The sequence below is a fragment of the Kitasatospora sp. NPDC093806 genome (assembly GCF_040683335.1).
Taxonomy (GTDB): Bacteria; Actinomycetota; Actinomycetes; order Streptomycetales; family Streptomycetaceae; genus Kitasatospora.
Map to the genome: position 1 here is coordinate 88765 of NZ_JBFBDO010000016.1, position 15428 is coordinate 104192.

General features: G+C 77.3%; 7 protein-coding genes and 1 pseudogene. All 8 read right to left on the reverse strand.

The features are described 5' to 3' along the window. Nucleotides 1-55: 55 nt before the first annotated feature. On the reverse strand, nucleotides 56-3148 hold the full coding sequence (locus AB0N76_RS11795) for a condensation domain-containing protein (protein ID WP_363555824.1): 3093 nt from the start codon (nucleotides 3146-3148) through the stop codon (nucleotides 56-58). After that, entirely contained in the window at nucleotides 3145-5043 is a 1899-nt protein-coding gene (locus AB0N76_RS11800; protein WP_363555826.1) for a non-ribosomal peptide synthetase, read from the reverse strand. The genes AB0N76_RS11795 and AB0N76_RS11800 overlap by 4 nt, the downstream gene beginning before the upstream one ends. A gap of 67 nt (nucleotides 5044-5110) precedes the next feature. Next, nucleotides 5111-7027: a non-ribosomal peptide synthetase gene (locus AB0N76_RS11805; protein WP_363555828.1), complete on the reverse strand. Its 1917-nt coding sequence runs from the start codon at nucleotides 7025-7027 to the stop codon at nucleotides 5111-5113. 42 nt (nucleotides 7028-7069) lie between these two features. After that, complete coding sequence (locus tag AB0N76_RS11810; RefSeq protein WP_363555830.1) at nucleotides 7070-8251, reverse strand: acyl-CoA dehydrogenase family protein; 1182 nt, start codon at nucleotides 8249-8251, stop codon at nucleotides 7070-7072. Continuing rightward, nucleotides 8248-11454 (reverse strand): amino acid adenylation domain-containing protein, encoded by a 3207-nt coding sequence (locus tag AB0N76_RS11815; protein WP_363555832.1) that lies wholly within the window; start codon nucleotides 11452-11454, stop codon nucleotides 8248-8250. Before AB0N76_RS11815 ends, AB0N76_RS11810 begins: the two co-directional genes overlap by 4 nt. Nucleotides 11455-11623: 169 nt before the next feature. Beyond that, nucleotides 11624-12973 (reverse strand): condensation domain-containing protein, encoded by a 1350-nt coding sequence (locus AB0N76_RS11820; RefSeq protein ID WP_363555834.1) that lies wholly within the window; start codon nucleotides 12971-12973, stop codon nucleotides 11624-11626. A gap of 85 nt (nucleotides 12974-13058) precedes the next feature. Beyond that, nucleotides 13059-14375 (reverse strand): MFS transporter, encoded by a 1317-nt coding sequence (locus AB0N76_RS11825; RefSeq protein ID WP_363555836.1) that lies wholly within the window; start codon nucleotides 14373-14375, stop codon nucleotides 13059-13061. Nucleotides 14376-14757: 382 nt separating this feature from the next. Then, a pseudogene (locus AB0N76_RS11830) lies at nucleotides 14758-15428 on the reverse strand (hypothetical protein); the annotation flags it as partial.

Genomic DNA, 15428 nt, shown 5'->3' on the forward strand with positions numbered 1-15428 from the left:
CCCCGTCGGGCCTCGGGCCCACGGGGTGTCCGCTGTGTGTGGGCGGGCGGCCCGGTCAGGCGGTCATCGCGGCGAGGACGGTGCGCCAGTCCTCGCCGGGCTCCGGGCGGAGCGGCCCGGCCAGCGCGTCGGCCCGGTAGCGCCAGGGGCGCAGCAGCTCCGGGTCGGCGTCCGGGGACGGCACGAGGGGGCTGGCGGAGCCGAGCAGGCGGACCAGTTCGGTGCTGAAGTCCGCCCAGGAGAGGTGGCCGGTCACCGCGTTGACGATCCGGCCCGGTGCTTCGGCGAGGCAGCCGGTGACGGCCCGGGCGAGGGCCGCCGAGTGGACCCAGGCGAGGCCGGTCCACGGGGCGTCCGCCGGCGGCAGGGCGATCGGGCGGCCGGCCAGCGCGGCCTGGTAGAGCGCGCCGGTCGAACCCCAGCGGAGCTGGTCGCGCAGCCGCCGGTGCGGGCCCCAGACGATCGGCGAGCGGACCACCGCGACCGGGCCGCGGGCGGCGCCCGGGGTGTTCAGGGTGTCCAGCAGGATCCGCTCGCAGTCGAGCTTGGCCCGGCCGTACGGGGTGACCGGCCCGGCCGAGGGGCCGCCCTCGGGGACCTCGCCCGGCGCGGGGCGGCCGTAGGCGTCGATGCTGCTGACGAAGACGAAGCCGCCTGTGCCGCGCCAGCCGTCCACCAGGACGCGCATCGCGGCGACGTCGACGGCGTGCTCGGTGAAGGTGCAGGCGGCGTGGATGACGGTGTCCACGCCCTCGACCGCCCGGCGCAGGCTGTCCGGGTCGGCGAGGTCCCCCTCGGCGACCTCGACGCCGTGCCGGGCCACCAGGTGGGCCGACTCGGGGCGGACCAGGGCGCGCACGGGGCGGCCCTGGGCGATCAGCTCCTGGAGCACGGCGGCGCCGACACCGCCGCTGGCCCCGGTGAGCAGCACCGTCCCGGCCCGGGTGGCACCCGCTCGGGTACGCGGGCCGGCGGCCCGCCGTTCGGCGTCGCGGGCGGCCAGCAGGGTCGCCAGGGCGTGCGGGGTGCGCTGCTCCAGCACGTCCAGCCCGGTCAACGGCAGACCGGTGCGGGCGCGCAACCGCTCCGCCAACTGCACCGCCAGCAGCGAATGACCGCCGAGCCCGAAGAAGTCTCCTTCGCTGGACGGCCGTTCGCCCAGCACCTGCGCGAACGCCTCCCGGACCTCCTCCAGGTGCGCCGGCGCGTCACGCTCGTCGGCACGGGCCGCCAGCAGGGTCGCCAGGGCGTGCGGGGTGCGCTGCTCCAGCACGTCCAACCCGGTCAACGGCAGACCCGTACGCGCGCGCAACCGCTCCGCCAACTGCACCGCCAACAGCGAATGACCGCCGAGCCCGAAGAAGTCCCCCTCGGTGGACGGCCGTTCGCCCAGCACCTGCGCGAACGCGTCCCGGACCTCCTCCAGGTGCGCGGGGGCGGGGGCGGGGACGCCGGGGAGGCGGGTGGGGTCGAGGGTGCCGTCGGGCCGGCGCGGGAGGGTGTCCAGCAGGGTGACGGCGGCCGGGAGCCGGTCGGGCGCGAGGGCACGGCGCAGCGCCGCGCGCAGTTCGGTACCGCTGGGGGCGGCCGGTCCGCGCACGCTGGCGTAGACGAGGGCCGGCCCGTGGGCGGTGAGGTGGAGCGCGGCGTCGGTCACCCGGGGGTCGGCCAGCAGGGCGGTGACGGCCGGATGCTCGGACTCCGCCGGTTCCAGGCGGAGGCGGGTGCCCGGGAGGCGGGAGAGCGGCCGGTCGGCGTCGGCGGCCACCGCGTCGAGCAGTCCGGCGAAGGCCTCGTGCAGCCGGCGGGCGGTGGGCTCGTCCAGGGCGGCCGGGTCGTGCTGGAGCAGGCAGCGCGGGCGCGGCCCGTCCTCGACCACCAGGGTGAGGCCGAACTTGGCGAGTCCGAGGTCGACCTCGACCGCCTCGGCGGTGAGTCCGGGGAGCGCGAGCGGCTCCGGCGGGGCGACCAGGTCGCAGCCGGCCGAGAGCAGGGGGGTGCCGTCGGCGCCCCGGGCGGCGGCGCCGAGCCGTTCGACGACCAGGTCGAAGGGGACGTCGTGGTGGGTCTGGGCGTCGAGCAGGGCCGCGCGGACGCCGGTCAGCACCTCGGTGAAGGCCGGGTCGCCGTCCGGGAGCCCGGCGCGCACCGGCAGGGTGTTGACCTGGAGGCCGATCAGCCGCCGCAGTTCGGGCCGGGCGCGGTGGCCGCCGGCGGCGCAGCCGAGCACCTGGTCGGGTTCGCCGGTGGCGGTGCGCAGGGCGGCGAAGGCGGCGGCCAGCACGACGGCGAACAGCGTGGTGCCGTGCCGGGCGCCGAGCCGGCGCAGGGCGTCGACGGTCGCGGCGGTGAGCGGGGCGCTGTGCAGGGCGGCCCGGCGCTCGGGGGTGCCGGGCGGGACGGGCCGCAGCAGCGACAGCGGGCGGGCCCCGGTGAGGTGGGCGGCCCGCTCGTCGGCGGCGGTGGCGAACCAGTCGTCGTGGACGCGCTCCCAGCGGGCGTAGTCGCCGTACTGGAGCGTGGGCGCGGGCAGGCCGGGCGGGCGGCCCTCGACGGCGGCCGCGTAGTGGGCGGCGAGTTCGGTGGCGAGGACGGGCAGTGAGCCGCCGTCGACCGCGATGTGGTGGACGGTCAGCAGCAGGGTGTGGTCGTCCGGGGCGTGCCGGAGGACCAGGGCGCGCAGGACCGGGCCGGTGGCCAGGTCGAACGGGCGGGCCGCCTCGGCGTGCAGCAGGGCGGCGGCGTCCTCGGGGCTCGCGTCGCGGACCGGGAGCGGGACCGGGGTGACCGGTGCCACCTCCTGGTACGGCCGGTCGTCGCGGTGGCCGTAGCGGGTGCGCAGCACGTGGTGGCGCTCGGTGAGGGCGGTGAGGGCGGCGGCGAGCGCGTCGAGGGCGAGCGGGCCGCGCAGCCGGGTGGCGAGCGGGACGTGGTAGCGGGGGCCGCCCTGGCCGAGGCGGTCCATCAGCCACATCCGCTGCTGGGCGTGGGAGAGCGGGGCCGGGCCGGGGCCGGTGCCGGACGGGACCGGGCCGGCGGTGCGGGCGGCTGCCCTGGTCGCCTCCGGGGCAACGGCCGCGGTGGCGGTGCGGCGGCGGGCGCGGCGGAGCAGCTCGGCCTGGTCGACGCGGTCGGTGGGGGCGGTCATCGGACGGGCTCCTCGGCGTTCGCGGCCGCTGCGGTCACTTCAGTGGCCTCGGTGGCGTCGTCGGCCTCGGCGGCGAGGAGGGCGCGTTCGATCAGGGCGGCCTGCCCGGCCACCGTGGGGTGGCCGAGGAAGTCGCCGAGCGGCAGCTCGACCCCGAGGTCCTCGCGGAGGTCGTCCACCACCCACATGGCGAGCAGCGAGTGCCCGCCCTCGGCGAAGAAGTCGGTGTCGGGCCTGGTCACCTCGCGTTCCAGGGCGCGCGACCAGGCGGCCGCGACCTCCTGTTCGATCGGCGTCAGCGGCCGGGCCTCGGCGGGCCGGGCGGCGGTGCCGTCGCCCGCGCCGGTGCCGTCCTCGCCCTCGGCCGCCAGCGCCCGGCGGTCGACCTTGCCGCTGCCGGTGAGCGGCAGGGCGTCCAGCAGCACCCAGGCGGTCGGCACCAGGTGGGCGGGGAGCCGGTCGGCGAGCCGGCGGCGGAGCGCCTCGGGGGCGGGCCGGCCGCCCTCGGCGGGGACCACGCAGGCGGTGAGCGCGGCGTCCTCCCGGCCCGCCCGGCGGACCACGACGGCCGCCTCGGCGACCTCGGGCAGGCTCCGCAGCGCGTGCTCGACCTCGCCCGGTTCGATCCGGAAGCCGCGGACCTTCACCTGGTCGTCCAGCCGGCCGTGGAACTCCAGGCCGCCGTCCGGCCGCCGGGAGACCAGGTCGCCGGTGCGGTAGGCCCGGCCGAGGCCGGGGAGTTCCACGAACCGCTCCGCCGTCAGCTCCGGCCGGCCCAGGTAGCCGAGCGCCAGCCGGCCGCTCAGCCAGAGCTCGCCGCGGGCGCCGTCCGGGACGGGCCGGCGCTCCGGGTCGAGGACGGCGGTGCGGGTGCCGCCGAACGGCCGGCCGATCGGGACCGGTCCCGCGCAGTCGGCCGGCCGGACGCGGTGCAGGGTGGCGAAGGTGGTGGCCTCGGTCGGGCCGTAGCCGTTGACCAGGTCGAGCCACGGGAAGGTGCGCAGCACGGCGCCCGCGTGCTCGGCGGCGAGCGCCTCGCCGCCGACGACCACGGTCCGCAGCACCCCGAAGATCCGCGACTGGCGGGCGGCGAGCTGGTGGAAGAGGGCGGTGGCGAGGACGGCGTGGGTGGCCCCGAACCGTTCGACGTCCCGGGCGAGGTCCTCGGCGGTGGGGCGTTCGGCGGGCACGACGGCGAGCGCGGCGCCGTTGGCCAGCGGGCCCCAGAGCTCCATGGTGGCGAGGTCGAAGCCGGCCGAGGTGCGGACCAGCATGCGGTCGCCGGGGCGGAGGGTGATCCCGTCGGGGGCGGTGACCAGCTCGGCGACGGCGCGGTGCGGCACCAGGACGCCCTTGGGGCGCCCGGTGGAACCGGAGGTGAAGTAGACGATCGCGGCGGCGTCCGGGTCGGGCGTGACGGGGTCGGGGTCGGCTCCGCTCCCGACCGGGCCGGTGGGGCCGGTCTCGGTGAGCACCAGCGAACGGTCCTCGGCCAGGCCGGCGTCGGCGAGCAGCGCCTTGTCGCCGAGGGTGAGCCGGACCTCGGCGTCGTCGATCATCCCGGTCAGCCGGGCGGCCGGGTAGGCCGGATCGAGCGGGACCACGTGGCCGCCGGCCCACCAGACGGCGAGGTGGGCGACGGCCACCCGGCTGGCGCGGGCGCAGAGCACCCCGACGGCGGTTCCGGGGGCGACGCCGCGGGCGGTCAGCTCGGCCGCCAACTGCCGGGCGGAGAGCGCCAGTTCCCGGTAGGTCAGGACGGTGGTGCCGTCGGTGACGGCGAGCGCGTCGGGGTGCTCGGCGGCCTGCCGGGCGACCAGCACCGGGACGGTGGCGGCGACGGTGACGGTGGCGGTGGCCGCCGTGGTGGCTTCGGAGAGGGCGGGAGAGGTCATGGGAGGGTCCGTTCCGGGCGCCCCGGCGGCGGGCCGGGGCGCCCTGCGACAGTGAGGAGGCGGCCGGTCAGCCGGCGGCGGCGCCCGGGCGGCGCTCGTCGATCAGCCGGGCGACGGCTCGCAGGTCGGGCTGGCGCAGCAGCAGCGGGGCGCGCAGCCGGACCCCGCACTCGTCCTCCAGGGCGGCGAGCAGCCGGGCGGCGGTGACCGAAGTCCCGCCCGCGTCCAGGAAGTTGTCCGAGGGCGTGAGGTCGGCGCGGCCGAGCAGGCCGGTGCAGAGCCGCAGCACGGTCCGTTCGGTGGGCGTGAGGTCGGCCGAGCCGGCCGGGGTGGCCTGACCGGTCGGAGCGGCGGTCGCGGTGGCGGCCTCCTCGGCCTTGAGCAGCGCGGCGCGGTCGATCTTGCCGTTGGCGTCCAGCGGGAAGGCGTCGACCAGCCGCAGCACGCCCGGCACGGCCTGCTCGGGCAGCCAGGGCCGGACCGCGCCCAGCAGTTCCGCGGCCGTCACGGCGGTCACGGCCGCCGCGTCCACCGCGTCGGCCGCCGGCTGGACGAAGGCCAGCAGCCGGGCGCCGCCCGCCGGGGCCTGGCCGGCCACCACGGCGGCGCGCCGGACCCGGGGGTCGCGCTCCAGCGCGGCCTCGACCTCGGCCGGTTCGATCCGCACCCCGCTGACCTTGACCTGGTCGTCCAGCCGGCCGAGGAACTCCAGCACCCCGTCCGGGCGCATCAGCACCCGGTCGCCGCTGCGGTAGACCAGGTCGGTGCCCTCGATCCCGTCGGGGGCGGAGACGAAGCGGCGGGCGGTGAGCTCGGGGTCGAGGTAGCCGATCGCCAGGCCCTGGCCGCCGATCCGCAGTTCGCCGGCCTCGCCGCGCGGCACCGGCCGGCCGTCCGGGTCGGTGACCAGCACGACGGCGCCGGGGATCGGACGGCCGATCGGCGGCGCGCCGGCGCCGTGGTCGGCGCCGGGGGCCATGCTGTGCACGGTGGTGGTGACGGTGGCCTCGGCCGGTCCGTAGGCGTTGTGGACGGTCGCGGTGACGTCCGGACCGGGTGCCCGGCGCAGCCGGTCGCCGCCGATCGTCAGGTGGCGCAGCGTCAGCCCGGCGGGCCAGGGCCGGTCCAGGACCGGCTCGGCGAGCGGCGTGGGCAGGACGCCGACGGTGATCCCGGCGGTGCGCCACCAGTCGGTGAGCGCGACCGGGTCCCAGCGGACCGCCTCGGGGGCGACGCAGAGCGCCGCGCCGGAGGTGAGGGCGGCCCACAGCTCCATCACGTGCGGGTCGAAGGAGACGCCGATGAGCAGGCTGTGCCGCTCCCCCGGCCCGAGTCCGGTCAGTTCGCGGTACCACTGCAGCATGGCGCCGAAGGCGGACTGGCCGACCGCGACGGCCTTGGGCAGGCCGGTGGAGCCGGAGGTGAGCACGGTGTACTGGGTGCCGGCGGGGGCGCGGCCGGCGGCCGCCCGGTCGGCGGCGAAGGCGGCGACGGCACCGGCCGCGCCGGGGGCGGTGAGCGGGCGGTGCGGCCCGTCCCGGTGGGTGGGCGGCAGCAGGGCCGGGTCGCCGATCAGGCAGACCGGGCGGAGCTGTTCGGTGACGGCCCGGAGCCGGCGCTCGCCGGGGCGCGGGCCGAGCGGCAGGTGGACGGCGCCGAGTCTGGCGACGGCCAGGGTGGCGGCGACCAGGGCGGCGGAGTGGTCGAGGCAGAGGCCGACCAGGTCGCCGGGGTGCACCCGGCCGGCCAGTTCCTCGGCCAGGTCGGCGGCGAGGCCGTCGAGTTCGGCGTAGCTGAGCACCTGGTCGCCGTCGATCAGGGCGGGAGCGTGCGGGGTGCGGTGGGCCCAGCTGGTGAAGAGGTCGAGCACGGCGCCGTCGTGGTGCGGGCGGCCGTAGGCGACGGAGCTGCCGGGCAGCAGGCCGGGCAGGCCGGCCGTGCCGGGTGCGTCGGCGGGTGCGTCGGTGTTCGGGAAGGTGGTCATGACGGGTCCTCCGGGCGTCGGTCGATGGTCGTCGGCGCGGGCTCAGCCCAGGCCCATGGCCCGGGCCACGATCACCTTCTGGACCTCGGAGGTCCCCTCGATGATGGTGGTCATCCGGACGTATCGGTAGAGGAACTCCAGCGGGTGGCCGCGCACCCAGCCGGTGGCGCCGTGCACCTGGAGCGAGCGGTCGACCGCGCGGACGGCGGTCTCGGAGGCGGTGAGCTTGGCGAGAGCGGCGTTCTCGGGGGCCTCGGTGCCGTCGTCGACCAGCCGGGCGCAGGCCAGGGTGAGCAGCTTGGAGGCCTCGACCTCGGCGCGGGTGCTCACCAGGTGCTCCTGGACGTGCTGGTAGTCGCCGATCCGGTGGCCGAAGGCCTGCCGTTCGCGGGCGTACTCGACGCCGAGCCGCAGCGCGTGCTCGGCGATGCCGTTGCACATCGCGGCGACCACCAGGCGGCCCCGGGAGAGGCTGTCCATGGCGAGCGCGGTGGCGGCGCCGATGCCCTCCTCGCCGCCGATCACGGCCTGCATCGGGGCGTGCAGCCGGTCGAGCACCAGCTCGAACAACGGCTCGCCGGACATGCCCTCGTAGCGCTGGCCGATCCGCAGGCCGGGGTGGTCCATCGGGAGGACGAAGGCGGTGGCGCCGGCGGTCGGACCGGCACCGTCGCCGAGGTCGGTGGCGGTGACGACGAGCGCGAGGTCGGCGTGCTCGGCGTTGCTGACGAAGGTCTTGCGGCCGTTCAGCAGCCAGCCGTCACCGTCGCGGACGGCGGTGGTGGTGAGCCGGAACGCGTCGGAGCCGGCCTGCGGCTCGGTGAGCGCCAGGCAGCGGGTGCGCTCGCCGCGCACCAGCGGGACGAGGTGGCGTTCGATCTGCTCGGGGGTGCCGTGCCGGAGCAGCGGGCTGGGGCCGTCGGAGCCGGCCAGCGCGTAGGGGGCGAGCGGGCAGCCGCTGCGGCCGGCGGCGTGGTGGAGCAGGACGACGGCGGTGAACGGCATGTCGGCGCCGCCGAGTTCCTCGGGGTAGTCGCCGGCGTAGAAGCCGAGCGCGGCGGAGCGCTTGCGGACGTAGGCCCGCAGGTCGGCCGGCGGCTGCTCGGCGGACTCGGTCAACTCGGCGGCGAGCGGTTCGAGTTCGCGGCGGATGAAGGTCTCGAAGGCGTCCACCAGCTCGCGGTGGCCGGCTTCCAGGACGGACGAGGGGGTGGACAGGCTCACTTCTCGCCTCCGGTCAGGGCGCGGGCCTGGTCGGCCAGGACGGGGTGCCGGAACAGGGTGCGCAGCTGGGGCCGGCTGCCCAGGTGCGGCTCCAGCCAGGCGGCGAGCCGGGCGGCGAGCAGGGAGTGGCCGCCGACCTCGAAGAAGTGCGAGTCGGCGGTGAAGCGGTCGTGGCCGAGCACCTCGCGCCAGGCCTCGGCGACCAGCAGCTGACCGGGGTCGGTGAAGGACTGCGGCTCCGGCGCGGTGGCGGTGGTGGCGGCGGGCGTCTCGGCGGCCAGCCGGGCCAGCGCGGCGCGGTCGGGCTTGCCGCCGGGCAGCAGCGGCATGGCGGCGAGCGCCGTCCACTGCGCCGGGACGAGGCCGGCGGGCAGCCGGCGGGCCAGTGCCGCGTGCAGGGCGGTCTGGTCGGGCTGCGGGCCGCCGTCGAGGTAGCCGAGCAGGCGCGGGCCGGCCGTCTCGTCGTGGTGCAGGACGACGGCGCAGGAGCGGCCGCCGAGCTCGGCGGAGGCGGCGGCCTCGATCTCCTCCAGTTCGATCCGGAAGCCGCGCAGCTTGACCTGGTTGTCCCGGCGGCCGAGGAAGCGCAGCCGGCCGGCGAGGTCGCGGTAGCCGCGGTCGCCGGTGCGGTAGACGCGCTCGCCGCCGAGGGCGGGGACGGCGGTGAACCGGGCGTCGGTGACCTCCGGCAGGCCGGGGTAGCCGTCGGCCAGCATGGCCCCGCCGATGGCGAGTTCGCCGACCGCGCCGGGCGGCAGCGGCTGTCCGCCGGTGTCCAGGACGTGCACCCGGACGCCGGGCAGTTCGGCGCCGAGCGGGATCTCGGCGGCGTCCTCCGCCTCGCCCTCCGGGTCCGCCGCGTCGGGGTCCGCGGTGGCCGGGTCGGCCGGGGCGAGGTCCGCCGCGGTGACGGTGTGGACGGTGGAGGTGACGGTGGCCTCGGTGACGCCGTAGGCGTTGAGGACGGTGACGGAGGTGCCGTCGGTCAGGCCGCGCAGGGCGCGCGCGGGCAGCCGCTCGCCGCCGAGCACCAGCAGGCGCGGGGACCAGCGGCCGTCGGCCAGCGCCTCGCGCAGGTCGGCGCGGACGGCGAGGGCGTAGCTGGTGGGCAGGTTGGCGACGGTGACGCCGCGGGCGGCCAGCACCGCGACCAGCTCGGGCCCGGTCGGCACCTCGCGCTGCGGCACCACCAGGGCGGCGCCCGCGACCAGCGAGGGCAGCACCTCCTCCAGCGCCACGTCGAAGGACGGGCGGGCGAACAGCAGCACCCGGTCGGCGGGGCTCAGCCCGTACCGGGCGGCCAGGGCGGTGCTGTAGCGGGCGAGCGCGCCGCGGCCGACCAGGACCGGCTTGGGCACGCCGGTGGAGCCGGAGGTGTGGATGAGGTAGGCGGCGCCGTCGAACACCGCGGCGGGCTCGGCCTTGGGGAACGCCGGGCCGTCCAGCAGCGCCGGGGTGAGGCTGCCGGGCAGGGCGAGGGCGCTCTGCCGGGTGGCGAGCACCAGGGCCGGGGCCAGCCGCTCCAGCAGCAGGGCCAGCCTGGCCTGCGGGTCCTCGGCGGAGAGCGGGGCGTACACCGCGCCGTGGCGCAGGCAGGCGAGCAGGGCGACGACGCTGTCCACGCCGCGCGGCAGGACGGTGGCGACCGGCTGGCCGGGGGCGACGCCGGCGGCGCGCAGACGGTCGACGAGTTCGCCGACCCGGCGGTCGAGCTCGCCGTAGCTGATCCGTTCGGGGCCGGCCAGCAGGGCCAGCGCGGTGGGGTCGTGGGCGGCCGCGGGGTCGAGGTCGGCGGGCTCGGGGGCTTCCGCGTGGACGGCTTCGGCGGCGGCCAGGGCTCCGGCGGCGTGAGCGGCTTCGGCGGCGGACGCGGCGAGGTCGGCGAGCGGGGCGTCCGGGCGGTCGAGGTAGGCGCGCAGCAGGTCGAGCAGACGCTCGGCGAGCAGCTCGGCGGTCGCCTCGCCGAACAGGTCGGCGTCGTAGTCCCAGACCAGGGTCATCCCGGCGGCGCCGTGCTTCTCGCCGACCACCCGGCGGTCGTCGGGCAGCAGCACCAGGTCGAGGTCGAAGCGGGTGGTGCCGGTGTTGAACCCCTCGTACAGGGACACCTCAAGCCCGGGCGCCTGGACGTCCGGCAGCGGCGCGTCGTGCGCGCTGAACATCACGCTGAACAGCGGGTTGTCGGCGCCGGTGGTGTGCCGGCCGAGGGCGCGGGTCAGCTCCTGGACGGGCACGTCCTGGTGCGGCAGGGCACGGAACAGCACGTCGGTGGTCTCGTCCACCGCCTCCGTCCCGGGCGCGGCCGGGTCGAGCCGCAGGCGCAGCGGCACGGTGTTGACGAACATGCCGACGGTGCCCTCGAAGCCGGGCGGGCGGTTGCCGACGGCGGTGCCGACGACCAGCTCGGGGTGGCCGCTGTGGCGGCGCAGCAGTTCGGCGAAGAGCGTGAGCAGGGTGGAGAACGGGGTGTGTCCGTCGCCCTTGGCGCGCTCGCGCAGCCGCTCGGCGAGGTCGGCGCCGATCGACTGGCGCAGCTGGCCGCCGTGGTGCCGGCGGCGGGTGCCGGGGCGGGCCAGTCCGGGCAGCGCGAGGTCGGTCGGGGCGTCGGCCAACTCGCGCTTCCAGTAGGCGAGTCCGCGTTCCCGTTCGGCCTCCCGGCCGGCCGCCGCGGCGCGCACGTGCTCCTCGTAGGAGGGGGCGGCGGGCAGCGTGACGGTGTCGGCCGTGCCGAGGACGTGGGCACGGTAGACGGTGAACAGGTCGCGCAGCAGGATCGCGAAGGAGTGACCGTCGTGCACGAGGTGGTGCTCGACGTGGATCAGCCGGTGCTGGTCGGCGCCGAGCCGGACCAGGTGCCAGCGCAGCAGCGGGGCCTGCTCGGTGTCCACCGGCTCCTCGGCCTCGGCGGCGAGCAGGGTCCGGAAGGTGGCCTCGGGGTCGGGTTCGGCGCTGAAGTCGCTGGTGCGCAGGCGCGGCTCGGTCCGGGTGCCGACCCGCTGGAGCGGCAGTCCCTGCTCCTGGGCGACCAGTTCGAGCCGCAGGCCGGGGTGGTGGGCGAGCACGGCGGTGAGGCCGGCGCGCAGCGCGTCGGTGTCGAGCTGTCCCCAGAGGTCGAGGACGGCGGTGAAGTTGTAGGCGCGACTGCCCGGCTGCATCTGCTCGTGCAGCCAGACGATCTCCTGCGAGGAGGAGAGTGCGAACATGGGCAACTCCCTGGTGGTGTCGGGTTGTTGTTCGGTTCGAGGAGCGGGCGGGTGGGCCGGGTCGGGCCCGCCCGGGGCCGGCCGGCGCCGGGGGTGGTGGCTCGCCGGACGGGCTGGTGGCGTCAGGGGGCGACGGGGTGGGACGGCCGGGGCTCGGGCGGCCCGGGCCTCAGGCGGTCGGGTTGAGGTGGCGGCGCACGGCGCCGAGCAACGTCCCGAAGGCCTGTTCCGCCGCGGCCTCCGGGTAGCGGTCGCGGTCCCAGGCCAACCGGATCAGCAGGTCGTCGCCGTGCGAGGCGGAGACCGCGAGCGGGACGGGCAGCGGGCGGCCGGCCAGGTGGACCTCCCGCCCGGTGACCCCGTCCAGCGCCAGCGGCGGGCGGCGATGCAGGTCCTCGAAGGTGAGCAGCCCGTCCAGCGCGCCGGACCAGCGCGCCCCGGCGGACCGGGCCGCGCGGACCACCTCGTCGAACGGGGTGTCGGCGTGGTCGAGGTCGTCCCACCAGGCGTCGGCGAGCGCGTCGAGGTCGCGCGGCGGGCCGGGCGGACCCGGGTGGACGACCGTGTTGAGGAAGCAGCCGAGGACGGGGGTCGCCTCGGCCGGGCGGCCGCCCCACGGGTAGCCGAGCGCGAGCGTCCGGTCGGTGCCGCCCGCGAGGTGGTGGGCGGCGGCGGCCACGGCGTCGAGCAGGGCGGGGAAGACGCCGCCCCGGGCGGCGCCGGTCACGGCGGGCAGCCGGTCGGTGAGCATGCCGGTCGACCAGGCGGACCCAGCCGGGTCGGCTCCCTGCCGCGGCGCGTCGGCCTCGCCGAGGACGCCGAGCCGGGCGGCCCAGTGGGTCTGCGCGGCCTCGCCCGCGGCCTGCGCCTCGGCCGCCAACTGGAGCTCCACCGCCGCCCGGTAGGCCGCGGTCCGGTCGCCGTCGTCGCCGCCGTCGCCCTCCTCGGCGCTGTCGCCGTCCGCCGCGTAGGCGATGGCGAGCCCCTCGGTGACCAGGCCGAGCGACTGTTCGTCGCAGGCGGCGTGGTCCAGGGCGACGGCCAGCAGCTCCTCCTCGTCGTCCGGCGCGGAGGCCAGCAGCAGCCGCAGCACCGACCCGTCGAGCGGCCAGTCCAGCAGCGCGCGGCGCAGCGCCGCCCGGGCGGCTCCGTCCGAGAAGTGCGGGTCGGCAGGGTCGGCCGCGCCGTCCGGGTCGGTCACCGCGCGGGCCACCTCGACGGACGGTTCGCAGAGCCGCAGCACCGGGGTGCCGCGCAGCACCGTGAAGCTGCCGCGCAGCGCCGGGTGGTGCGCGGCCAGCCGGACGGCGGCCCGGCGCAGGCGCGGCAGGTCGACGGTGCCCCGGGGGAAGGCGAAGAACAGCGGCACGATGTCGGTCCGGCCGCGCGGGTCGCTCCGGCGGGTGATCAGGAAGCGCCGCTGGGCCCCGGTGAGCGGGAGCAACTCCGCTGCGGTGTCGGCGACTTCGGCGATGGAGCGGTAACGGGCGAGGTAGGCGGCCGTGATGCTGGAGGGCACGGAAGGGTCTCCGCTTTCGGATCAGGGTGTGCGGGATTCCAGGGACGGTCGGTGCGGTCGGTGCATTCGGTGCGGTCGGGTCGGGTCAGCGGGGCGGGAGCACCTCGGCGGCATCGGCGGCGTCGGCCGGTTCGGCCGGCTCGGCCTCCGGTTCCGGCGCGGACGGCAGGTCGCGCAGTCCGCGCAGCGGCGAGAACAGCAGCGGCACCGGCACCACCAGGAAGCCCACCGCGCAGACCCAGAGCGCGGCCCGCGGCCCGGCCGCCTCGGCGACGGCGCCGCCGAACAGCGCGCCCAGCGGCAGGGTGCCCCACACCAGGAAGCGCATGGTGGCGTTCATCCGGCCGAGCAGCCGGGGCGGGCAGACGCTCTGCCGGAAGCTCACCTGGGCCACGTTGTAGACCACCGCGCCGAACAGGACCACCACGCCGCCGATCGCGAACAGCACGGCGCCGACTCCCCCGTCGGCGAGCGGCCAGAGCAGCGCGAACGGGGCGGTGACCAGCGGGGCGAGCCAGATGAGCCGGGCCTGTCCGATCCACCGGGCGAGCCGGCCGGCGCACAGCGCCCCGACCAGTCCGCCGACCGCGCTGACCGAGAGCAGCACCCCGATCGCGGCGGGCGAGAGGTCCAGCACCCGGACCCAGAACACGGTCTGAACGGCCATCAACACGGCGCTGAACAGGTTGGACGCGGCCGTGGTGGCGGCGATCACCCGGAGCAGCGGGTGCTTCAGCACGAACCGCACGCCCTCCGCGACCTCCGCGCGCAGCGACCGCCCGGGCTCGGGCGGCGGGATGCTCTCCTCGGCGCGGATCCGGGAGAGCAGCACCGCGGAGAGCAGGTAGCCGGCCGCGTCGGCGACGATCGCCAGTGGCGCGCCAAGCAGTTGGACCAGACCGCCGCCGAGGCCGGGACCGGCGATCTGCGCGGAGGAGCGGACCGTCTCGATCGCGCCGTTGCCCGCCACGAGCCGTTCGCGGGGCAGCAGCGCGGGGAGGAAGGACTGGTGGGCGACGTCGAAGAAGACCGTCGCCACACCGGTGACCAGGGCCACCAGGTAGAGCTGGAGCAGGGTCAGCGCGTCGACGGCCGCGGCCGCCGGGATCGATCCGACCGCGAGGCAGCGGAGCACGTCGGCGCGGACCAGGACCGGCAGCTTGCGCATCCGGTCCAGCCAGGCGCCGGCGGGCAGGCCGACCAGCAGGAAGGCGGCGGTCTCGGCGGCGGTCAGCAGACCGACCTGGAAGGGTGTGGCGTCGAGTTCGAGCACCGCCACCAGGGGCAGTGCGACCAGGGTGACCTGACTGCCCGCCTGCGCGGCGACGGCTCCCGAGAGCAGGAGTCGGAAGTCGCGACGGGCCGGCGGACCGGTACGGGGCGGTTGGGTCGTTTCGTTCATCAGCACGACTCTCGGTCGCCGATTCGCCACCGGGCAACCGGCTGGCTCGATTCCGGCCCCTCCCCGGAACGACCGGATACCGCCGCTCACACAGCCTTCCCTCACCTGCCCCTTATCCGGCCGGTTCCGGCCCGGAGCGGGCCGACGCGAGCGGGACCAGCGACATCGCGCGCGGCCCCCGTCCAGGGCGAGCTGTCCACATTATCGTCCGCTATGCGGACGGATGCTTTCCGGCCAACGGACGCCCGCCGTCAACTTGGCCGGAACGCGTGAACGCTGACGCTCAGTCACCTGACGGTGGCCCCGGCGTGATATCCGCACGCGCGAAGGCCCCCGGACCGGTGGGCGGTACGGGGGCCGGGTGGGCCTGGCGGGGTGGTTGTCAGGACGGGTCGAGGCCGGCGTCCGGGGTGCGGCCCGCCTGGGCCTGCTCGATCCGCTTGACCAGCATCGCGGCGAGCCGCCGGGTGGTCGCCGGGTCGACCGGGCCGCCCTCGGTGGTGACGGTCACCACCGTCGTGCCCGACCGCAGGACGATCGCGACACCGTCCCGGCCCGCCAGCGGTCCCTGGAACGCGCGGCTCTCCGTCCCCAGCAGACCGATGTCGGCCGCGGTGTACCGGCCGTCGCCGTACGCCGCGTAGGCCTCCTTGAGTCGCTCCTGGGCCGCCGCCCGGCCGGACAGGGTGTCGACGGCGAAGCGCGCCGTCACCTCGCCGGCGGCGAACCGGGCCGTGCCACTGAGCGGCTTGCCGGTGCAGGGCGCACTGGCCGTGCAGGTGGTCGCGTGGTCGGCGGTGTCGACCCGGCGCTTCTCCTCCTCCCAGCCGGTCATCGACTTGGCGTCGGGCAGCAGCTGGGCGACGAGCTTGGAGTCGAGCAGCAGGGTGTCGGAGTCCGGCCCGGTGGCCGGCTGCCCGCCCCCACCGGTGGCCGATCCTCCGGTGGCCGCGCCGCCGCCCGTCGCCGTGCCGCCGTCGCCGCCCCAGACCGCCGGGTGGCCCCAGACGCCGCCGTAGGGGCCCGTGAGGCCGACGACCTTGTCGGTGCCGC